The following is a 22,008-nucleotide window of genomic DNA, read 5'->3' on the forward strand; positions in this document are numbered from 1 at the left end:
CGCCATGGCCCCTTATCCTTTGCACATGAATGCCCCGCTCTTCCCGATTTCCCCGCTGCTGCCGCAGATCCAGCAGCACCTCGCCGTGCAGCCACGGCTGGTGCTCGAAGCTCCGCCCGGCGCCGGCAAGACCACCCAGGTGCCACTGGCCCTGCTCGATGCGCCGTGGCTGCAGGGCCGGAAGATCATCCTGCTGGAACCGCGCCGGGTGGCCGCACGCAGCGCTGCACTGTTCATGGCGCGGCAGCTGGGCGAGGAGGTCAGTGGCACGGTCGGCTATCGCATCCGCTTCGAGAACAAGGTCTCGGCGCGCACGCGCATTGAAGTCGTCACCGAAGGCATCCTGACCCGCATGCTGCAGGACGACCCGATGCTGGAAGAGGTCGGTGCGATCCTGTTCGACGAATTCCACGAGCGCCATCTCAGCGGCGACCTCGGCCTGGCTCTGGCGCTGGATGTGCAGGCGCAGCTGCGCGACGACCTGCGCCTGGTGGTGATGTCGGCCACGCTGGATGGCGAGCGGCTGGCGCGCTTCCTCGATGCGCCGCGGCTGAGCAGCGAGGGCCGCAGCTACCCGGTGGCGGTCAGTCACTTCCCGGCGCGCCGCGATGAGGCGCTGGAACTGCAGGTGCGCCGCGCGGTGCAGCAGGCGCTGGCCGAACACCCCGGCGACCTGCTGGTGTTCCTGCCCGGTCAACGCGAGATCGCGCGCGTGCAGGCGGGGCTGCAGGAATCACTCGACGGCAACGTCGAGCTACTGGCCCTGCATGGTGAGCTGCCGGTGGAACAGCAGGCGCGCGTGCTGCAGGCCGCCAGCGATGGTCGCCGCCGCGTGGTGCTGGCCACCAACGTGGCCGAGTCCTCGGTGACCCTGCCCGGCGTGCGTGTGGTGATCGACAGCGGCCAGGCGCGCGAACCGCGCTACGACCCCAACAGCGGCTTCACCCGGCTGGACGTGGTGGCCATCGCCCAGGCGTCGGCCGACCAGCGCGCCGGTCGCGCCGGTCGCGTGGCCGAAGGCGTGGCCTGGCGGCTGTGGCCGCAGTCGCAGCGGCTGGAGCCGCAGCGCCGCGCCGAGATCGACCAGGTGGAACTGGCCGGACTGGCGCTGGAGCTGGCGGGCCTGGGGCAGCAGCGACCTGCGCTTCCTCGATCCGCCCCCGGCCGGCCCGATGGGCGCCGCGCGCGAACTGCTGCAGCGGTTGGGCGCGCTGTCCAGCAGTGGTGCGATCACCGCACTCGGCCGGCGTGTGCTGGCGCTGGGTACGCACCCACGGATGGCAGCGATGCTGCTGGCGGCGCCCGATGCACGTGCGCAGGCGCTGGCCGCCGATCTGGCCGCCCTGCTGGACGCCCGCGACCCGTTGCGCCAGGGCGGTGACGCGCTGGCGGCCCGCTGGCGCGCACTGGCCGCGTTCCGCAATGGCCGCGCACCGGGTGACGCCAACCGTAGCGGGCTGGCCGCCATCGATGCGGCCGCCAGGCAGTGGCGACGTCGCCTGCGCTGTGAAACTACGCCGCCGGCCAGCATCGAGGCGCACGAGCTGGGCGATCTGCTCGCACATGCCTTCCCCGACCGGATCGGTTTCCAGCATCCCGGTGATCCGCTGCGCTACCTGCTGGCCAATGGCCGCAGCGCGCGCCTGCACGAGCTGAGCGACCTGCGTGGCGAACCGTGGCTGGTGGCCAGCGAGCTTCGCTTTGAGGCACGCGATGCACTGCTGCTGCGTGCCGCACCGGTGGACGAAGGCCAACTGCGGAAGGCGTGGCCGGAGCGCTTCGTCACTGAAGATGTGGTGCGCTGGGACAGCGAGCGCCGCGCCCTGGTGGCCCTGCGCGAGACCCGTTTCGACCGCATCGTGCTGGACAGCCGCTCGGCCGGGCGGGTCGATCCGCAGCACGCCGCGCAGGCCCTGACCGACGCGGTCGCCGAACTCGGCCTGCAGGCCTTGCCTTGGACCGAAGGCCTGCGCCAGTGGCAGGCACGGGTGGAATCGCTGCGGCGCTGGATGCCTGAGCTCGGCCTGCCCGATTGCAGCGACGACGCCCTGCTGACCACGCGTGCGCAATGGCTGCAGCCCGCGTTCGCCGGCAAGACCCGTCTGGATGCGCTGGACGAATCCAGCTTCGGCGAGGCGCTGAAGTCGCCCTTGGAGTGGTCACAACGGCAGCTGGTCGAACGCCATGCACCGATCCGCATCACCGTGCCGTCCGGGCTGGAGCGGCCGATCACCTATGCGCTGGACAGCGAGAGCGGCGAACCACTGCCGCCGGTGCTGGCGGTGAAGCTGCAGGAACTGTTCGGCCTGGCCGACACGCCACGCATCGCCGATGGCCGCGTGCCGCTGACCCTGCACCTGCTCTCTCCCGGCGGCCGCCCGCTGCAGGTCACCCAGGACCTGCGCAACTTCTGGGAAAGCACCTACGCCGAAGTGAAAAAGGAGATGAAGGGCCGTTACCCGCGCCATCCGTGGCCGGATGATCCGTGGACGGCCACGGCCACGCACCGGGCCAAGCCGCGCGGAACCTGACCGGTCGTGCCGGCACGGCCGATTGCGGAGCCTGCCTGATCCTGAATGGCTGCGGTAAAGTCACACCACGTGCGTCCCCGGCTGACATACCGTTTACGGGCAACACGCGACACTGGACTTCGACCCGAGGCAAAGGACCCCCGCATGAGCAAGCTGACCGTAATCACCGACCGCGCTCTGGAGCGCGCCCTGGAACTGGCCCACACCGCCGGCGATGGCCTGAAGAGCGCCGGTGGCAGCCTGCGCAATGCGGACTGGATCAAGACCGGCGCCGCCCTCGGCGCAGTGAAGACCGGCGGCAAGGTCGCCACCAAGTTCGCTCGCCGCAACCCGGCCGTGACCATTGCCGCAGCTGCCGTCGGCGTCGGCCTGCTCGGCTACGCGTTGTACCGCAAGCAGCAGAAGAAGAAGGCTGCCAATGGCCACGTGGTGAATGGGCAGGCGCAGCGCATCAACGCACGCGACCGCCGCAACGACACCGTGGTGGACGAGCACAGCGATATCGGCAGCGACGCCTGAGATCGTCGGCCACTGCCAGGGCCGGGGTCCTTCCGCAGGAAGGGCTCCGGCCTTTTCATTTCAACCGATCTGCCGCCACTGCCCCGGCTGCAGGTCCTCCAGCCGGTACGGCCCCATCGACACCCGCACCAGCCGCAGCGTCGGCAGGTTCACCGCCGCGGTCATCCGCCGCACCTGGCGGTTGCGGCCCTCGCGGATCGTGATCGCCAGCCAGGCATCGGGCACGGTCTTGCGGAAGCGCACCGGCGGATCGCGTGTCCACAGCGACGGCGCCGGATCGAGGCGCTGGATCTTCGCCGGCAAGGTCGGCCCATCATTGAGTTCCACCCCATCGCGCAGCTCCTGCAGCTGCTCATCGCTGGGCGTGCCTTCCACCTGCACCCAGTAGGTCTTGTCGGCCTTGTGCTTCGGGTCGGTCAACTTGTGCGCCAGCGTACCGTTATCCGTCAGCAGCAGCAGGCCTTCGCTGTCATGGTCCAGGCGGCCGGCGGCATACACGCGCGGCGGCAGGCCGAACCCGGCCAGGGTCGGCCGCGGCGGCACACTGCGGTCGGTGAACTGGCAGAGCACGTTGAAGGGCTTGTTGAAGGCGATCAGCATTGCGGGCACGGCGGGCGGCGGGTGGGGCATTGTCCCATGCCGTGCCACGCGCCACGTCCCTGTAGTGCCGAGCCCATGCTCGGCTGCTGTTGTTCCCTGTCGCGCTGCGCGCGATGAGCCGAGCATGGGCTCGGCTCTACAGGGTCAGCGCATGCCCCCCTTACGGCTTGATGAAGCGCAGGGTCATGCGGTCGCTTTCGCCGATCGCCTGGTACTTCGCATCATCGGCCTTGTCGTGCTGGTTGGTCGGCGGCAGCGTCCACACGCCGTTCGGGTGGTCCTTGGTGTCACGCGGGTTGGCGTTGACCTCGCTGCGCGCGTCCAGCTTGAAGCCGGCGGCCTCGGCCATCGCGATCACCTGCTGCTGGCCGACATAGCCGGTGTCATCCTCGTCGGCCACGTCGGCCTTGGCGCGATGCTCGACCACGCCCAGCACGCCGCCCGGCTTGAGCACGTTGAAGAAGCCCTGGAACATGCCCTGCGCCTGCCCGGCCTTGCGCCAGTTGTGCACGTTGCGGAAGGTCAGCACCACGTCGGCTGAATTGGCCGGGCCGAACACCGGCTTGGCCGGATCGTAGGCCACCACCGCGGTCTTGCCGAACTGTGCCGGCGCAGCGGCGTACTTCTTTTCCAGGCTGTCGCGGCTGCGCTGCTGGTAGTCACGGCCGCGGCCTTCGGGCACCGCCATCGGATCAACCACGGCGGCGACGTAATGACCCTTGTCATGCAGCAGCGGCGCCAGGATTTCCGAGTACCAGCCGTTGCCGGGGGTGATCTCGATGACGGTCTTTTCCGGCGTCACCTTGAAGAACGACAGCGTCTGCGCCGGATGACGGAAGCCATCGCGCTTGACGTTGCTGGCATCGCGGGTCGGCGCCTTCACGGCCGCGTCGATGGCCGGCGACACCTGGATCTGCGCCGGTGCCACAGTAGCCGGTGCGGCGAATGCGGGAACAGCGGCAAGCAGGGCCGAAGCAAGCAGCAGGCGGCAACCACGCAGGGACGAAGCAGGCATCATCGGAGCGACTCCAGCGGAAGATGCGGCGAGACTAGCAGCCGCGGCGTCCCAGGTGTTCACAAAACGTTAGCTGCGTGCGTATCGCGGAACACTGTTTTGTGGTCGCCGCCGCAGCACGGTCACACAACGCGTTCTATTCTGGAACACTTCCCCCAAGGAGTCCGTGCCCATGACGGCAACCCGCGAACTGGGCCGTTCCGGCCTGCATGTACGTCCGCTCGCCTTCGGTGGCAACGTGTTCGGCTGGAGCGCCGATGAAAAGGCCAGCTTCGCCCTGCTCGATGCCTTCGTCGATGCCGGCTTCAACCTGGTCGACACCGCCGATGTGTACTCGGCCTGGGTGCCGGGCAATGCCGGCGGCGAATCGGAGACGCTGATCGGCAAGTGGTTTGCCCGTAGTGGCAAGCGCGACAAGGTGGTGCTGGCGACCAAGGTGGCCAAGTGGGCCGAGCGCCCCGGCCTGACCCCGGACAACATCAACGCCGCGGTCGAGGATTCGCTGCGCCGCCTGCAGACCGACGTGATCGATCTGTACCAGGCCCATGAGGATGATGAGTCGACGCCGCTGGAAGCGACCCTGGCAGCGTTCGGCCGCCTGATCGAAGCCGGCAAGGTGCGCGCGATCGGTGCCTCCAACTACAGCGCCACGCGCCTGGCCGATGCGCTGAAGGTGTCCACCGACTACAAACTTCCGCGTTACGAAACCCTGCAGCCGGAGTACAACCTGTACGACCGTGCCGGCTACGAGAAGGAGCTGGAACCGCTGGTGCAGCGCGAACAGATCGGCGTGATCGGCTACTACGCCCTGGCCAGCGGCTTCCTCAGCGGCAAGTACCGCACACCCGCCGATGCAGCCAAGAGCCCGGCACGTGGCGAAACGGTGGTGAAGCGCTATCTGAATCCGCGTGGCCTGCGCATCCTGCAGGCGCTGGATGACGTGGCCAGCAAGCACAGCGCCAGCGCTGCACAGATTGCATTGGCATGGCAGATCGCACGGCCGTCGATCACCGCGCCGATCGTCAGCGCCACCAGCATCGAGCAGCTGCACGATCTGCTGGCAGCGGCCAACCTGTCGTTGAGCGTGCAGGATATCGCGCAACTCGACGCCGCCAGCGCGGAAGCCTGAGTTGTAGTGCCGGCCGCTGGCCGGCATTGCACAACAGCGAAGAAAATAATTGAACAAAATGGTTGCGCGCGAGTAAATCGTGGTTTATCGTGCGCACCTCGTTTCAACAACCACTGGAAACTTCCCTTGAACGCGCATTCCGTCGCCACCGCCAAACTGCTGCCATGCCTGCGCATGGACGTGCTGGCGCGCGCGTTCGGCAAGGAAGACCAGCTGACAACGGCCTGATATCCGCCCTGCGGAGATCGGCCACCCCGATCTCCGAGGCCTGACGACGCCCTCGGAACGCAAGTCCCGGGGGCGTTTTCGTTTGCGTCGGCACAAGGAACCGCGATGCCAGAACTGCACCCCGCGCGGCAACCCGCCGCTCACTGACCCAGGCTTTTCCCGCCCCGCCGAAGGATTTACTTCGCGCGACCGGCAGCGCCTGGACATTATCTGCATCGCATCAAAACATTATCGCTCGCCGATAATGTCGGTGGCCTGCACCCTCGATTCTCCAACGGTCCCGTTTCAACCACGGGCTGGTGCGCGCGGCGTTGCCGTGGCGTATGCCGGAGGTCGCGGACATGCCATCGCCTGGATCGCCTGCTGGAGGCAGGCGCCGGTTCGCCGGTACGCGGTTCGATTCCGCGCGGTCCCCAACTGGATAGCTCAGTAGGGTAGAGCAACGGATCCTGATTCCGTCTGTCGTGGGTTCGACTCCCACTCCAAACCACATGACCTGTCACGTCATGACTTGAAGCAACACCCGGGGCGCAAGCCCCAGCGGCCATCGTCGCCGTCCACCGCCATCGCCTTCGGGCGGGGCGTGGAAGGCAACGGACCGCACGCCGGGCCTCGGTCCGCCGCCACTGCCAGCCACGTTCCGCCCCGGTGCTGCCTGCCGGCAACGACGATGGCAGCAGTGCCGGTGCACCGAAGGCTCCGCGCGCGGACCGTCCGCCGATGGCCGCCCTCTTCCGCTGCCTGCACGTGGTGTGCAGGCGGCCTCGCCACGACCTGATCGACCCGGGTCATGGCGGTTCATCCGCAACGGGTCGAACCACCAGAGCCATACAAGGAGAGACTCCCATGTTCTGGACCATCAAGGTCGTGATCGGCGACGGCGAGCGCGGCCTGGTGTATCGCAACCGTCGTTTCCAGCAGATCCTGCTGCCGGGCGTGCACCGCCTGTCGCCGTTCGGCGGCCGGCCGCACGTGGACATCCACACTGCATCGAAGGGCGCGGCCTATACCGGCAGCGACCAGGACAGCCTGATCGAAGCGCTGGGCACACAGTTGGACACGCACTTCGTGCTGGCCAACGTCGGTGCCGGCGAGGTCGGCCTGGTGCTGCGCAACGGTCGCATCGATGAAGTTCTGCCGCCGGGCAGCCGCCGTCTGTACTGGCGTGGTTCGGTCGATGCCCAGGTGCAGGTAATGGCGTTGGGTGACGAGCCGCGCATTCCGGCGGACGTGCAGCAGCGCCTGGGCCAGTTGGGCGTGCTGCCGCGTGTGGCGGTGATCAGCACGGTGCCGAGCGAGTCGGTCGGCCTGCTGTTCATCGATGGCACGCTGCGGCAGACGCTGGACGCCGGCCTGCACGCGTTCTGGAACTTCAACGGCAACGTGTCGGTGGAGCGTGTGGAACTGCGTGCACGTTCACTGGACGTGTCCGGCCAGGAGCTGCTCAGCCGCGACAAGGTGACCCTGCGGGTGAACCTGGCCGCGACCGTGCAGGTCGTCGACCCGGTGCGTGCACACCGCACGCTCAGCAATGCCGATGAGTTCGTCTACCGGCAGCTGCAGTTCGGCCTGCGCCAGGCAATTGCCGCGCGCAGCCTGGACGAGCTGCTGGGCGACAAGGCGGCGCTGGACGGCGAGATCGCCTCACATGTGCAGGCGGCAATCGAGGGCCACGGCGTGCGGTTGCTCGGCGTCGGCATCAAGGACGTGATCCTGCCGGGTGAGATGAAGGAGATCCTCAACGGCGTGGTGCTGGCCGAGAAGCAGGCCCAGGCCAGCGTGATCCGTCGCCGCGAGGAGGCCAACGCCACGCGTTCGCAGCTCAACACCGCAAAGCTGATCGAGGACAACCCGGTGCTGATGCGCTTGAAGGAGCTGGAGGCACTGGAGAAGGTCACCGAGAAGATCGACAAGCTCACCGTGTTCGGCGGCCTGGATGGCGTGCTGAAGCAGCTGGTGACGATCAGGTAGGGGGTAGCGGCGGCGCAGGGACGCGCCGCCGGCCCATCAAGGACAAACACGAAGACATGGACACTCAACAGAACTATCAATGGCTGCACGCCGAGGGCACCACGCCGATCAAGGGCTGGGTCAACGGTGTGCCGCTGGAAGCGCAGGCGCATGAGCAGCTGCGCAACATCGCCGCGATCCCGTTCGTCGGGCCGTGGGTGGCCGTGATGCCGGACGTACACCTGGGCAAGGGCGCGACCGTGGGCTCGGTGATCCCGACCCGCGGTGCGATCATCCCGGCCGCGGTCGGCGTCGACATCGGCTGCGGCATGGCGGCGGTGCGTACCACGCTGCGCGCCAACGACCTGCCCGATGACCTGCGGCAACTGCGCAACAGCATCGAGCGCAGCATTCCGGTGGGCAACGGGCGCGGCGGCGAGCATCACCGCATGCCCGACAGCATCCACACCCGGCTGGTGCAGTCCGGGCTGGCCGCCGGCCTGGAGAAGATCAAGGACAAGCACCGCCGCATCCGCACCGACAAGCTGGACCGCCAGCTGGGTACGCTGGGCGGCGGCAACCACTTCATCGAACTGTGCCTGGACGAGACGGACACGGTGTGGGTGATGCTGCACAGCGGCTCACGTGGTACCGGCAACCTGATCGGTACCTACTTCATCGAGAAGGCGCGCGAAGAGCTCGCGCGCCGTGTGCTCGGCTTCCACCTGCCGGACAAGGACCTGGCGTTCTTCATGGAAGGCGAGCCGCTGTTCGATGACTACGTCGAAGCGGTGTCGTGGGCTCAGGACTACGCCCGGCACAACCGCGAGGCGATGATGTCGCGCGTGCTGGCCGAGATGCGGCATCGACTGCCGAAGTTCCAGCTCGCAACGATGGCGGTGAACTGCCACCACAACTACGTGCAGAAGGAGACGCACCATGGGCAGGAACTGCTGGTGACGCGCAAGGGCGCGGTCAGCGCGCGTGAGGGCGAGCTGGGCATCATTCCCGGCAGCATGGGCACGCGCAGCTACATCGTGCGCGGCAAAGGCAACGCGGACAGCTTCCACAGCTGCAGCCACGGTGCCGGCCGGGTGATGAGCCGTGGCGCCGCGCGCCAGCAGATCACGCTGGCCCAGCACCGCGAGGCCACCGCGCACGTGGAATGCCGCAAGGACAGCGGCGTGCTGGACGAATCACCGGCCGCGTACAAGTCGATCGACGATGTGATGGCCGCGCAGCTCGACCTGGTCGACGTGGTGCACACGCTGCGCCAGGTGCTGTGCGTGAAGGGGTAATGGCGCGGTGCCGACCAAGGTCGGCACCCACCTGTGCAAGGATCAGCGCGCCACGCTGTCCTCGGCCACAAGCGCATGGTGCAGGCCAATGCCCGCACGCACGCCCTCGGCAGCAGCCAACGTGATGTTGCCGACCGTCGTGGCATCGCCTGCGGCATACACGTTCGGCACCGAGGTCTGCTTCATCGCATCGACCTCGATCAGCACGCCCAGCGGGCTCTCGGCCAACGCGCAGCCCAGCTGCTGCACCAGCGGCGTGGCCATCGCCTGGGTGGCCGACACGAACAGCGCACGCTGGGCGATGCGGCGGCCGTCGGCCAGCTCCACTTCCAGCCAGGTCGGCTGGTCGCCCTGCACGCCCAGTACCGGCGAGGTCTCGATCTGCACGCCGCGCTGCTGCATGGCGGCGCGCTCGTCATCAGTTATGTCCAGTCCCATGCTGAAGAATGTGACATTGCCCCAGTCGGCGAACAGCGGCGCCTTGCTGGCGGACATCGGATGGCCGCCAAGCAGGCCGATGGCACCACCACCCACTTCATAGCCATGGCAGTAGGGGCAGTGCAGCACGGTGCTGCCCCAGCGCTCGGTCAGTCCGGGCAACGCCGGCAACTGGTCGGCGATACCACTGGCCAGCAGCAGCTTGCGCGCCGCCATGACCTGGCCATCGGCGGTGCGTACTTCCACACCTTCGGCGCTGGCGCTGGCCTGCACGGCTTCGGCATGCACCCAACGCACCGTGGGGTAGTCCAGCAGCTGCTGCGCGCGGTCTTCAGCAGCTCGGCGCCGCTGACGCCATCCAGCCCCAGCACCCCGTGCGAATGACCGGCGAAACGATTGCGCGGCGAACCGGCGTCGATGACGGTGACCGGGCGACGGGCGCGGGCCAGGATCAGGCCGGCGGCAATGCCGGCGTAGCTGCCGCCGACGATGAGCACATCAGGATTCATGGTGACCTTCCAGGGAACGGTGATGGGCAAGATGTCGGGCGAAGTCGGCGCCGAGCTGGTCCAGCGTGGTCGCCTGCAGCCGCGCTTCGAGCAGGCGCTGCGCCTCGCGTGCGCCCTCGAGCAGGGCGCCGTTGACCAGCTGCTGGATCGGGCAGCCGCCACCCGAATCGCGGGCCCCGACCTGCACCAGCGGCGGTGCGCCCACGGCCAGATAGATGTCATGCAGGGTAATTGCGGCAGCATCGCGGGCCAGCAGGCTGCCGCCGCCGTGGCCGCGGGCACTGCTCACCAGGCCGGCCTTCTGGAGCTGCGTCAGCAGGCGCCGGATCACCACCGGATGGGTGGGCAGGCACGATGCCAGCTGCTCGGAGGTGCGCGGGGCGGCCTGGCCGACCAGGTGCGCCATTACATGCAGGGCGTCGGAAAGCGGGTTCGCGGATTTCATGTAACAACAATAGTTACATTTAAATCCTCTGTCGAGAGTCCGCATTCGTTCCATATGGACACATTTGTCCTATGAAACATCTCCTTCACATCACTAAACGAAACGCGAATGTGATGCGCGTCCCACTTCAGCATGCACGCATCGGGTCGATACCGCATTGCCCCTTCCCGAGAGTCCCTTCCATGAAAGCGTCTGTCCGTGCTCCGCGCCTGCAGTCCAAGCTGCTCGGCGCGGTTTCCGTTGGTCTGGCCGTGGTCCTGCTGTGCGCACTGGCGGGCCTGGCCTCCGCCTGGTTGAAGTTGTCCACCGAAGTTCCGCCCGAAGTCGCGCACAGCCGCGATGCGGAACGCCTGCAGCGTGAGTTCCGCGGCCAGGTACAGGAATGGAAGAACGTATTGCTGCGCGGCCGCGACGACGCACTGCGTCAGCGCCACCTGGAGGCGTTCGACAGTGAAGGCCGCCTGGTCGAGCAGCTGGCCAAGGGACTGACCAGCAGCCCGGATGCGCGCACGCGTGATCTGGCACAGGCCTTCATCGGCCTGCACGCACAGCTGCAGCAGGACTACCACGGGGCGCTGCAGGCGTTCGCCGAGGCCAGCTACGACCCGGCCGCCGGCGACAACCTCGTGCGCGGCAAGGATCGCCCGGTGGCGACGGCACTGGATGCGCTGAGCACGCACGCCACGCAGGTGGCCGAAGCGGCGCTGACGGCACGCTCGCAGCAGGCACGCCAGACCCTGCTGCTGTGCGCGGCGCTGACCGTGCTGGCTGCGGTGCTGCTGCTGATGGGACTGGCCTGGTGGCTGCGGCGTGCCGTCGTGCAGCCGGTGCTGGCGGTGGAAGCCGCCGCGCGTGCAGTCGCTGCCGGCGACCTGCAGCACGTTGTGCAGGTGCGCAGCCGCGATGAGATCGGTCGCCTTGCGCAGGCCATGCAGGCGGTGCAGTCCACGCTGCGCGACGTGCTGGATGCACAGGCCACGATGGCACAGGCGCATGAAGCCGGCAGCATCAGCCACCGCATGGATGCCGATGCCTTCCCCGGCGCGTTCGGCACGATGGTGGCCGACAGCAACGCGCTGGTCGACGCGCATATCCAGGTAAAGCTGCGTGCGATTGCGATCATGGGCCGTTACGCGATCGGTGACCTCAGCGAGGACATGGAACGCCTGCCCGGCGAGAAGGCCGTGATCACCGACGCATTGGATACGGCCAAGGCCAATCTCGGCGTGATCAATGGCGAGATCCGCCGCCTGGCCGAGGCCGCTGCCGCCGGTGACTTCAGCCAGCGCGGCGACAGCGCACGCTTCGAGCATGACTTCCGCGCGATGGTCGACGGCCTGAATCGATTGATGCAGACCACCGAACTGAACCTCGGCGAGGTCTCCAGCATGCTGCGCGCGATTGCCGATGGCCGCCTTGGCGCGCGTATGCACGGTGATTTCCAGGGCGTGTTCGCGCGTATCGCCGGCGACGCCAACACCACCGCTACGCAGCTGGCAACCATCGTCACCGACATCAAGCACGCCTCCGGCAACATCCACACGGCGGCAGCGGAGATCGCCGCCGGCAACAACGATCTGTCACGCCGCACCGAACAGCAGGCGGCCAATCTGGAAGAGACGGCGGCATCGATGGAAGAACTGACCTCCACCGTGCGCCAGAACGCCGAGCATGCGCGCCAGGCCAACCAGCTGGCGATCGGCGCACACAGCGTGGCCTCGCAGGGCGGTGAAGTGGTCGGCCAGGTCGTGGCGACGATGGATGCGATCGAAGGCTCGTCGCGGCAGATCGCCGACATCATCAGCGTGATCGACGGCATCGCCTTCCAGACCAACATCCTGGCGTTGAATGCGGCGGTGGAAGCGGCGCGTGCCGGCGAGCAGGGCCGCGGCTTCGCGGTGGTCGCCAGTGAGGTCCGCACGCTGGCACAGCGTTCGGCGCGGCCGCGAAGGAGATCAAGTCGCTGATCGAAGCCTCGGTGGAACAGGTCGGGCACGGTGCACGGCGCGTGCGTGAGGCCGGCGACACCATGGCCGAGATCGTGGCGTCGGTGCAGCGCGTGACCGACATCATGGCCGAGATCTCCGCCGCCTCGCAGGAGCAGAGCGCGGGCATCGAACAGGTCAGCCAGACCGTGATCCAGATGGACGGCACCACCCAGCAGAACGCCGCGCTTGTGGAGGAAGCCAGTGCCGCCGCACGCAGCCTGGAACAGCAGGCGAACCGCTTGATCGACGCGGTGGAGGTGTTCGATCTATCGACCACGGCGGATGCGAAGGGCGGGTTGGCCCGCGCGGCCTGATGGGTCCGGTTGCCGGCCAGCGTCAGATGGGTAGCGCCCGACCGTTGGTCGGGCGATGGCAGGGGCAGTGCGGACCAACGGTCCGCACCCACCGAATCCGATCAGCGCACGTAATCGCTCTGCGCCATCGCATCGGCAAGGTAATCCACGAACGAGCTGATCCGTGCGGACACCGCGGTGTTGCGGTAGTACACCGCGTGGATCGGCTGGTACACATCCAGCGTCTGCGCCGCCAGCACCGGCACCAGCGTGCCGGCAGCGCGGTCGCGGTCGGTGACGAAGTCGGACAGGCAGGTGATGCCGACGCCTTCCACCGCCAGTCGGCGTAGTGTTTCCCCGCTGGACACCGCGATATCCGGACGCACCCGCAGCAGGCCATCGGCGTCGCCCGGCAGCGGCCAGTGATTCAACGATTCCGGTTCGTTGAAGCTGAGCAGCGTGTGCTGGCCCAGCGCGGCGACGCTGGTCGGTTCGCCGTGTGCAGCCAGGTAGGCCGGGCTGGCCACCAGTCGCAGCTGGCACCGCCCCAACGGCCGCGCATGCAGGGTGGAGTCGGCCAGCGGCCCGATCCGGATCGCCAGATCGGTGCGCCGCTCGAGCAGGTCGATGTAGCGGTCGGAGCTGTTCAACTCCAGCTGCACTTCCGGGTAGCGCGCACGATAGCCGCTCACCAGCGGCGCGATCACGTGCAACACGAACGGCATCGCCGCATCCACCCGCAGGCGCCCAGCCGGGCGCTCGCGGCGCGCCGCCATCTGTTCCTCGGCCGATTCCACCGCATCGATGATCGCCCGTGCATGGCGCAGGAATGCCTCGCCCTCGGCGGTCAGGTGCAGTCGGCGGGTGGTGCGGGTCAGCAGGGTGATCCCCAGCTTGTCCTCCAGCCGGCCCAGCGCACGGCTCACGCCCGAGGGCGTCTGCCCCAGCTGCTCGGCAGCGGCACTGATAGACCCGCTGTCGATCACCGTGAGGAAGGCCTGCATTTCGTCCAGAGTGGTCTTCATGCCGCCATTATTGACTGAGCGGCAATAGTGATTGGCGTGAAGACTGGTTTTTCGGCAAAGGTGCGCCGCGCACACTGCGCGCCTTCCTTCCCTCCGGAGCCGGCCATGATCCGTGGCATTCCCCTCGCCCTGCTGGCGTTGACCCTCGGTGCCTTCGCCATCGGCACCACCGAGTTCGTCATCGTCGGCCTGATTCCCACCATTGCCGCCGACCTCCAGGTCAGCCTGCCCTCGGCCGGCCTGCTGGTCTCGCTGTATGCCCTCGGCGTGGCCATCGGTGCGCCGGTGCTGACCGCGCTCACCGGCCGCGTACCGCGCAAGTCGCTGCTGGTGGCCCTGATGGTGCTGTTCACCCTCGGCAACATCATCGCCTTCCTGGCGCCGGGTTACACCTCGCTGATCATCGCCCGCATCCTCACCGGCCTCGCCCACGGCGTGTTCTTCTCGATCGGTTCGATCATCGCCACCGCGGTGGTGCCGAAGGAGAAGGCCGCCAGCGCGATCGCGATCATGTTCACCGGCCTGACCGTGGCACTGGTGACCGGAGTGCCGCTGGGCACCTTCATCGGCCAGCACCTGGGCTGGCGCGCCACCTTCCTGGCGGTGGCCGGCCTCGGCGTGATCGCCCTGCTCGGCGCGCTGCTGTTCGTGCCGCGCAGCCTGCCGCAGAGTACGCCGGCCAGCTTCCGCCAGCAGCTGGCCGTGCTCGCCCGGCCCCGCCTCCTGCTGGTCTATGCGATGACCGCGCTGGGCTACGGCGGCACCTTCCTGGCCTTCACCTATCTGGCGCCGATCCTGCAGGACGTCACTGGTTTCTCCGCCAATGCGGTCAGCCTGGTGCTGCTGGTGTACGGCGTGTCGGTGGCGATCGGCAACCTGTGGGGTGGGCGCATGGCCGACCGCATGGGCCCGGTGCCCGCGTTGAAGCGCATCTTCGCCCTGCTGGCCGTCGTGCTGTTCGTGCTCACCTTCACCGCCTACAACACCTGGCTGATGCTGCTGACGGTGCTGGCGCTGGGTGCGGTGGCGTTCGGCAACGTGCCCGGCCTGCAGGTGTACGTGGTCAAGCAGGCGCAGCGCTATGCGCCGCAGGCCACTGACGTGGCCTCGGGGCTGAACATTGCCGCCTTCAACATCGGCATCGCGCTGGGCGCCTCGCTGGGTGGCCTGGTGGTGGAGCACGTTGGCCTGATGCACACGCCGTGGCTGGGCGCGCTGGTGGTGGTGGGCGCGTATGCATTGACCGTGCTCAGCGGCCGCCTGGACCGCCGCGACGGCATCGATGACCGCGCCGATGGCATCGCCGTGGCCGCGCATTGAGCGATGTCATGCCGTGCCGGCGCCTTGCCGGTACGGTGGTGCAATGCACCGTTGCCGGCACGCATGCAGCCAGTGGCCTACCCTTTGCCGGATATTCGCATCCCTCCCCCTCTGCTGGAGCTCCCCATGACTGTCCCCGCTTTCGGTCTCGGCACCTTCCGCCTGAAAGACCAGACCGTGATCGACTCCGTGCGCAACGCACTGGATGTCGGCTACCGCGCCATCGATACCGCGCAGATCTACGGCAATGAAGCCGAGGTCGGCCAGGCCATCGCCGATTCCGGCGTGCCGCGCGAAGAGATCTACCTGACCACCAAGGTCTGGATCACCGAGTTCAAGCGCGAAGCGCTGCTGGCCAGTCTGCGTACCAGTCTGGAGAAGCTGCGCACCGACCACGTCGATCTGGCACTGATCCACTGGCCGTCGCCGAACGACAAGGTCGACGTGCCGATGGAGGAGTACCTGACCGCACTGGCCGAGGCCAAGGCACAGGGTCTGACGAAGGCGATCGGCATCTCCAACTTCACCATCGCGCAGACCCGCAAGGCGATCGGCATCCTCGGTGCCGACGCCATCGCCACCAACCAGATCGAGATCCACCCGTACCTGCAGAACCGCCTGCTGGTGAAGTTCCTGCAGGACAACGGCATCCACATCACCGCCTACATGAGCCTGGCCTATGGCGAGGTGATCAAGGACCCGGTGATCCAGGCCATTGCCGGCCGTCACCAGGCCACTCCGGCACAGATCGCGCTGGCCTGGGCGCTGCAGCAGGGCTTCTCGGTGATCCCGTCGTCGACCAAGCGCGAGAATCTCTCGAGCAACCTGGAAGCGGCAGCAATCCGCCTGACCGACGAAGACATGGCGCAGATCGCCAAGCTGGACCGCGGCCATCGCCTGGCCAACCCGGAAGGGATTGCACCTGCCTGGGATTGAACCCAACTGCGGTTGCGGATCGCAATCGGTAGGTGCCGACCTTGGTCGGCACTGACCTCTGATCGATCATTGAAACACCGTGCGGACCAAGGTCCGCACCCACCAGAAGCGGCTTTGGCCTACGCCTGCAGCAACCACCCGCGCATCGCCGCACTGACCTCTTCCGGCTTTTCCATCGGTGCCAGGTGCCCGCAGTCGGGCACCACCACCAGTTGCGAGTGCGGCACCATCGCGTGCATTTCCTCGCTCACCGCCAGCGGCGTGATGCGGTCGTTTGCGCCGCAGACGATCAACAGCGGATCGCGGTAACCGGCCAGCACATCATGCCCATCGCGGCGTTCCAGCGCGCTCTGGCGCAGGAACACTGCCGCGCCCAGGCGGGCGGTCATGTCACGCACACGTTGCACCAGCACGTAATCATCCAGCCGCGAGGCATCGATGTAGCTGCGCATCAGCGCGTCGCCGAAGCCATGGAACTTGCCGGGCAGGCGCACGCTGGCGCGCTGGCTGCGGCGCTGTTCGGCCCGCTCGGGGGAGTCGGCGTGGATCGACGTATCGATCAGCGCCAGCTGCAGCACGCGTTCCGGCGCGATACGCAGGATCTGCTGGGCGACGAAGCCGCCCAGCGAGAAACCCGCCAGGGCGAAGCGCTCGGGTGCCTGCGCCAACACGTCCTCGGCCACCGCCTGCAGCGTCTCACCACGGGTCTGGTCACCCACGGTGCAATCGGCAATGTCGGCCAGATCGGCCAATTGCGCGCGCCACAGCTCGGCATCGTTGAGCAGGCCGGGCAGCAACAACAGGGGGATACGGTCGGTCATGGTGGGTATTGTCGCGCCATCACGGTGACGGAACCATGCCGCAACGGGCGGTTGCATTGTGGAGTCGAGCCATGCTCGACTGCTGCACAGCCAGTCGAGCATGGCTCGACTCTACAGAAGGCAGCGACACGGACGCGGCCATGGCAGACCCCCGCAACAGCGGCAATCCGACGACCTCGCTGGCACGTTTCGACGATTCACTGGTCACCACCACCTTCGAGCTGCCCGGCTTCCGCATCACGCGCAACCTGGGCGTGGTGCGCGGCATCACCGTGCGCTCGCGCTCGATCGTCGGCAACTTCCTCGGGGCATCCAGACGATTTTCGGTGGCAACATCACCCTCTACACCGAGCTGTGCGAACAGGCCCGCGAGGAAACCTGCCGCGACCTGATCAAGCATGCGCGGCAGCTCGGCGCCAACGCGATCATCGGCATGCGCTACGACGCCACCGACGTGATGACCGGGCTGACCGAGGTGCTGTGCTATGGCACGGCGGTGGGGTGGAACCGTTGCGGTAGCCTGGTCGTAGAGTCGAGCTTGCTCGACTGCTTTCGATGGCAACAGTCGAGCAAGCTCGACTCTACAGCGGTGCCGTCGGCACCTCGACCTGCTGTACCGGCAGGGTCACCATCATCACCGTCGGGTCGTCCGGGTCCAGTTTGGTCTTGAAGCCCAGGCTCTGGCACATCGCCAGCATGGTGCTGTTCTCGCGCAGCACCTGGCCTTCGACCACGTCCAGGCCCAGCCACTTGGCATACTCGATCATGATCGCCATCAGCCGCCAGCCGATGCCGTGGCCCTTCAGGTCCGAGCGGATCAGAATGCCGTACTCGCCACGGTGGTAATCGGCGTCGGCGTGCAGGCGCACCGCGCCCAGCATTTCGCCGCTGCGCGGCTCGATCGCCACCAGCGCAATCGAGCGTGCGTAGTCGAGCTGGGTCAGGCGCGCGATGAACTCGTGGCTGAAATGCTTCACCGACTGGAAGAAGCGCAGGCGCAGGTCCTCGTCGCTGACGCGGGCGAAGAACGCACGGAACAACGCGTCGTCTTCCGGCCGCACCGGGCGCACGAAGGCACGGCCGCCATCGGACAGTTCGATGGTGCGCTCCCACTCCTTCGGGTACGGGAATACCGAAAAACGCGGATGGCCACGGCCCTTGTGCAGAATTCGCGAGGGCGCGATGGCCACGCGGGCGTCGAGGGCGAGGATGCCCTTGCCGTCGACCAGCAACGGATTGATGTCCAGCGTGCGTACTTCGGGAATGTCGGCGGCCAGTTGTGCCAGCTTGACCAGCGCCAATGCCAGTGCGCGCTCGTCGGCGGCAGGAACATCGCCATAGGCCTTGAGGATGCGCGAGGCACGGGTCTGGCCGATCAGCTCATGGGCCAGGCGCAGGTCCAGCGGCGGCAGCGCCAGCGCCTTGTCGTTGATCACTTCAACTGCAGTACCGCCACGGCCGACCACGATCACCGGACCGAACGTCGCGTCATCGGCAATGCCAACGATCAGCTCGCGCGCCTTCGGGCGCACGATGGTCGGCTGTACCAGCAGGCCGTCGATGCGCGCATCCGGCCGCAGCTGGCGTGCGCGCGACAGGATCGCGTTGGCCGCGCTCTGCACCGCCGGCAGCGTGGACAGGTTGAGGCGCACGCCATCCACTTCCGACTTGTGCGGAATATCCGGCGAGAGAATCTTCAGTGCGACCGTGGCACCGCGCTCCAGCAGCGGCTGCGCCAGGTCCATTGCCTCGTGCGCATCGCGCGCATGCATCACCGGCGCGGAGGGAATGCCGTAGGCTTTGAGCAGTTCATGCGTGGCCAACGGGTCCAGCCATTGCTGGCCATTGGCCAATGCCGCATCGACCAGCGCGCGTGCGGCCGCGGCGTCGACACTGAAGTCCTGCGGCAGGCTGGGCGGCGTTTCCATCAACGCGTTCTGCGCTTCGCGGTAGCGCACCAGGTGCTGGAAGCCGCGCACCGCTTCGGCCTCGGTCGGATAGGTCGGCACCCGCGCCGCGTTGAGCGTGGCCGTGGCCTGGTCATCGTTGCCCAGCCACACCGCGAACACCGGCTTGTCGCGGTGATGGCGCGGGCGCAGGCCGAGCGTGCGGGTGAGTGCCTGCGCAGCGTCTGCAGACGAGGTGAATGCGGTCGGCACGTTGACCACCATCACCGCGTCATTCTCGTTGTCGGCCAGCAGCGCTTCGATGGCGGTGGCATAGCGCTCACCATCGGCGTCGACCACGATGTCGACCGGATTGCTGCGCGACCAGCCCTGCGGCAGCACCGCATCGAGCTTCTGCACCGTACTGTCGGACAGGTTTGCCAGCGTGCCGCGCAGCGCGATCAGCTGGTCCACGGCAAGGCGGCCGACACCGCCACCATTGCTGAGAATGGCCAGGCGACGACCGGGGAAGGTCCCCAACCGGCCCAGCGATTCAGCAGCGGTGAACAGTTCGTCCAGCGCGCTGACACGCAGCAGGCCGGCACGGTTGAACGCCGCACCGTAGACGTCGTCGGCACGGGCCAGCGCCTGCACATGGGTATCGCGGCTGCCCGGCTGCACCCGCTCGGCGCGGCCGGACTTCACCACCACCACCGGCTTGGCACGCGCGGCGGCACGCGCGGCCGACATGAACTTGCGCGCATCCTTGATCTGCTCGACATAGAGCAGGATGGCGCGGGTGCGGTAGTCGGTGGCGAAGTAATCGAGCAGGTCGCCGAAGTCGACGTCCATCGTGTCGCCCAGCGAAACCACGGCGGAGAAGCCGACCGAACGCGCCACACCCCACTCCACCAGCGCGGCGGCAATGGCCGAGGATTCGGAGATCAAGGCGAGGTCGCCGGCCTGCGGGAAGTGTGCGGCGATGCTGGCGTTGAGCCGTGCATGCGGTGCGATCACGCCCAGGCAGTGTGGGCCAAGGATGCGCAGGCCGTGCTTGCGCGCCACCGTCTCCACCTGTTCCGACAACGAGCCCGGGCCTTCGCCCAGGTGCGCGGTGAGGATGATTGCTGCCTGCACACCGCGTTCTGCGGCGGTACGCACCACCTGCGGCACGATCGCCGCCGGTGCGGTGATCACCACCAGGTCCGGCACCCAGTCCAGGTCCTTCAACCGTTTGATCGTGCGGATGCCATCGATCTCGGCATGCCGCGGGTTGATCCACGCCACCTTGCCGGGGAAACCGGTGCCGCGCAGGTTGCGCATCACCGCGCGGCCGGCCGAACGCTCACGCGGACTGCCGCCGATCACCGCGACCGACTGCGGACGGAACACAGACTGCAGGTGGTAGGTACTCATGCGCCTACGGTACCCAAAAAAGGGGACGGAGGGGATTAAGTCTTTGTGGCACAAACGACTTAATCCCCTCCGTCCCCTTTTTTGTTACAGCAGCGTGCCGTGCAGGATCATCGCGGCGATGCTGAAATAGATCACCAGGCCGGTCACGTCCACCAGGGTGGCGACGAACGGGGCCGAGGCACTGGCCGGGTCGAAGCCGAGGCGCTTGAGGATGAACGGCAGCATCGAGCCGGACAGCGAACCGAAGGTGACGATGCCGACCAGCGCGGCGCCGATGGTGATCGCCAGCAGGATCCAGTGCTCGCCGTAGTCGTGCAGGCCGCCCAGCTGCCAGATCACGATGCGCACGATGGCCAGGCAGCCAAGGATCGCGCCCAGCACCATGCCGGTCGGGACCTCGCGCAGGGCCACCTTCCACCAGTCGCGCAGGCGCAGTTCGCGCAGCGCCAGGCTGCGGATCAGCAGCGAGGTGGCCTGCGAACCGGAATTGCCACCCGAACTCATGATCAGTGGAATGAACAGGGTCAACACCACCGCGCGTGCCAGTTCGTCCTCGTAGTGCTGCATCGCGCTGGCGGTCAGCATCTCACCCAGGAACAGCACGCTCAGCCAGCCGGCGCGCTTGCGCAGCATCTCGAGGAAGCCGATCTGCATGTACGGCTTGTCCAGTGCTTCCATGCCGCCGAACTTGTGCGCGTCCTCGGTGGATTCCTCGATCAGCGCATCGAGCACGTCGTCCACGGTGACGATGCCCAGCATCTGCTGCTGGTCGTCCACCACCGGAATCGCCAGCAGGTCGTGGCGGCGGATCAGCCGCGCCACTTCTTCCTGGTCCATCAGCGCGTCCACCGTCACCGGCGGATTGACCTGCGCCACGTCCAGGATCGACTCCTCGGGCAGGCCGGTGATCAGCCTGCGCATGGTCACCACCTGCTGCAGCTGTTGGCTGGCCGGGTCCAGCACGTAGATCGCGTACACCGTTTCACGGGTGCGCTCGACCTGGCGGATGTGCTGCAGGGTCTGCGCCACGGTCCAGCTGGCAGGCACCGCCACGTACTCGGTGGTCATCAGCGCGCCGGCGGTGTTCGGCGGGTAGCTGAGCAGCTTCTGGATGGCCTGGCGGGCGTCGGTGCCCAGCAGCGGGATCAGCCGCGCGCGTTCCTCTTCGTCCAGCTCGTGGACAATATCGGTGGCGCGATCGTCGGCCATCAGTCCAAGCAGCGCGGCGGCGCGCGCCGGTGGCAGCTCGGCCACCAGCTCCCCGCTGCGCTGCAGTTCGGGTGCTTCGAGCATCTTCACCGCACGCGGCAACGGCAGCGCGGCCAGCGTTTCCGCGGCGCGGGTCAGTTCCAGCGTGTTGAGGAATTCCACCGCGTCGGCGGTGTTGTAGTTCGCCAGCGGTGCGGCCAGTGCGGCGGCATCGGCCACCTGGCGCAGCAATTGCTTCTGGTTCATCGGGTTTGCCTTGTGGGGGTGCGACCTCGCGCAACGCCAACGCAGGCAAACCGTCCCGATGTCAGGCGGTGGCCATCGCTGGCGTCGAACGAGGTCGACTTCTACTGTCGCTGGACATGGGTTGGGGACTCCGGGATGCGTATGCCGACGGACGCGCCGCCGGCGGCGGGCAGTCTGGACCCGTGGGCCATGCAGGTCAACCCGGC

The 22,008-nt window shown here is 67.4% G+C and carries 13 protein-coding genes, 1 tRNA gene and 4 pseudogenes; 10 read left to right on the top strand and 8 right to left on the bottom strand.

The genetic code is table 11. From position 1 onward, the window contains the following. Positions 1-25: 25 nt before the first annotated feature. Together hrpB and FQS62_RS21390 are read left to right on the top strand one after the other, a co-directional pair. Positions 26-2,531, top strand: a pseudogene (hrpB, locus tag FQS62_RS21385) (ATP-dependent helicase HrpB). A 144-nt stretch (positions 2,532-2,675) separates the two neighbouring features. After that, positions 2,676-3,050 carry a hypothetical protein gene (locus FQS62_RS21390; RefSeq protein ID WP_005411574.1) on the top strand — a complete coding sequence of 125 codons (375 nt, stop codon included), beginning with the start codon at positions 2,676-2,678 and terminating at the stop codon, positions 3,048-3,050. A 60-nt stretch (positions 3,051-3,110) separates the two neighbouring features. Here the strand turns inward: FQS62_RS21390 and FQS62_RS21395 are convergent, their stop codons facing one another. Together FQS62_RS21395 and FQS62_RS21400 are read right to left on the bottom strand one after the other, a co-directional pair. After that, positions 3,111-3,650: a pseudouridine synthase gene (locus FQS62_RS21395; protein ID WP_049443565.1), complete on the bottom strand. Its 540-nt coding sequence runs from the start codon at positions 3,648-3,650 to the stop codon at positions 3,111-3,113. 160 nt (positions 3,651-3,810) lie between these two features. After that, positions 3,811-4,668: a class I SAM-dependent methyltransferase gene (locus tag FQS62_RS21400; protein WP_208043338.1), complete on the bottom strand. Its 858-nt coding sequence runs from the start codon at positions 4,666-4,668 to the stop codon at positions 3,811-3,813. A gap of 169 nt (positions 4,669-4,837) precedes the next feature. Between FQS62_RS21400 and FQS62_RS21405 the strand changes: the two genes are divergently transcribed. The 4 genes from FQS62_RS21405 (at position 4,838) to FQS62_RS21420 (ending at position 9,270) form a co-directional block, all read left to right on the top strand. Then, entirely contained in the window at positions 4,838-5,794 is a 957-nt protein-coding gene (locus FQS62_RS21405; protein ID WP_208043337.1) for an aldo/keto reductase, read from the top strand. A 645-nt stretch (positions 5,795-6,439) separates the two neighbouring features. Next, positions 6,440-6,512 (top strand) — tRNA-Gln (locus tag FQS62_RS21410). A gap of 356 nt (positions 6,513-6,868) precedes the next feature. Then, positions 6,869-7,993, top strand: coding sequence for a slipin family protein (locus FQS62_RS21415; protein ID WP_208043336.1), 1,125 nt, complete (start codon positions 6,869-6,871; stop codon positions 7,991-7,993). A 56-nt stretch (positions 7,994-8,049) separates the two neighbouring features. After that, positions 8,050-9,270 (top strand): RtcB family protein, encoded by a 1,221-nt coding sequence (locus FQS62_RS21420; protein ID WP_208043335.1) that lies wholly within the window; start codon positions 8,050-8,052, stop codon positions 9,268-9,270. Positions 9,271-9,312: 42 nt separating this feature from the next. On the opposite strand, the pseudogene FQS62_RS21425 reads toward FQS62_RS21420, so the two are convergent. Continuing rightward, positions 9,313-10,217: pseudogene (locus FQS62_RS21425) on the bottom strand (NAD(P)/FAD-dependent oxidoreductase). Beyond that, positions 10,207-10,662, bottom strand: a complete 456-nt coding sequence (locus FQS62_RS21430; protein ID WP_049443577.1) for an Rrf2 family transcriptional regulator — start codon at positions 10,660-10,662, stop codon at positions 10,207-10,209. The pseudogene FQS62_RS21425 and the gene FQS62_RS21430 overlap by 11 nt, the downstream one beginning before the upstream one ends. Before the next feature lie 182 nt (positions 10,663-10,844). Here FQS62_RS21430 and FQS62_RS21435 point away from each other — a divergent pair. Then, positions 10,845-12,964, top strand: a pseudogene (locus FQS62_RS21435) (methyl-accepting chemotaxis protein). A gap of 101 nt (positions 12,965-13,065) precedes the next feature. Here the strand turns inward: FQS62_RS21435 and FQS62_RS21440 are convergent. Next, complete coding sequence (locus FQS62_RS21440) at positions 13,066-13,968, bottom strand: LysR family transcriptional regulator (protein WP_049443582.1); 903 nt, start codon at positions 13,966-13,968, stop codon at positions 13,066-13,068. Positions 13,969-14,073: 105 nt separating this feature from the next. Here FQS62_RS21440 and FQS62_RS21445 point away from each other — a divergent pair, with 105 nt between their 5' ends. Then, positions 14,074-15,288 (top strand): MFS transporter, encoded by a 1,215-nt coding sequence (locus FQS62_RS21445; RefSeq protein ID WP_088480135.1) that lies wholly within the window; start codon positions 14,074-14,076, stop codon positions 15,286-15,288. Between the two features lie 126 nt (positions 15,289-15,414). Next, a complete protein-coding gene (gene dkgB / locus FQS62_RS21450; protein ID WP_057500862.1) occupies positions 15,415-16,224 on the top strand; it encodes a 2,5-didehydrogluconate reductase DkgB in 810 nt (269 codons plus the stop codon). Between the two features lie 119 nt (positions 16,225-16,343). On the opposite strand, the gene FQS62_RS21455 is transcribed toward dkgB, so the two are convergent. Continuing rightward, positions 16,344-17,045, bottom strand: coding sequence for an alpha/beta fold hydrolase (locus tag FQS62_RS21455; protein ID WP_049443588.1), 702 nt, complete (start codon positions 17,043-17,045; stop codon positions 16,344-16,346). Positions 17,046-17,185: 140 nt separating this feature from the next. On the opposite strand from FQS62_RS21455, the pseudogene FQS62_RS21460 reads away from it, so the two are divergent. Next, positions 17,186-17,564 (top strand): annotated as a pseudogene (locus FQS62_RS21460) (YbjQ family protein). A 62-nt stretch (positions 17,565-17,626) separates the two neighbouring features. Here FQS62_RS21460 and FQS62_RS21465 read toward each other — a convergent pair. Both FQS62_RS21465 and mgtE read right to left on the bottom strand, forming a co-directional pair. Next, entirely contained in the window at positions 17,627-20,347 is a 2,721-nt protein-coding gene (locus tag FQS62_RS21465; protein WP_208043928.1) for a bifunctional acetate--CoA ligase family protein/GNAT family N-acetyltransferase, read from the bottom strand. 84 nt (positions 20,348-20,431) lie between these two features. Beyond that, complete coding sequence (gene mgtE, locus FQS62_RS21470) at positions 20,432-21,802, bottom strand: magnesium transporter (protein WP_049443708.1); 1,371 nt, start codon at positions 21,800-21,802, stop codon at positions 20,432-20,434. Positions 21,803-22,008 lie beyond the last annotated feature (206 nt).

This window comes from Stenotrophomonas sp. SBJS02 (assembly GCF_020428325.2).
In the GTDB taxonomy this organism is placed as follows: domain Bacteria; phylum Pseudomonadota; class Gammaproteobacteria; order Xanthomonadales; family Xanthomonadaceae; genus Stenotrophomonas; species Stenotrophomonas africana.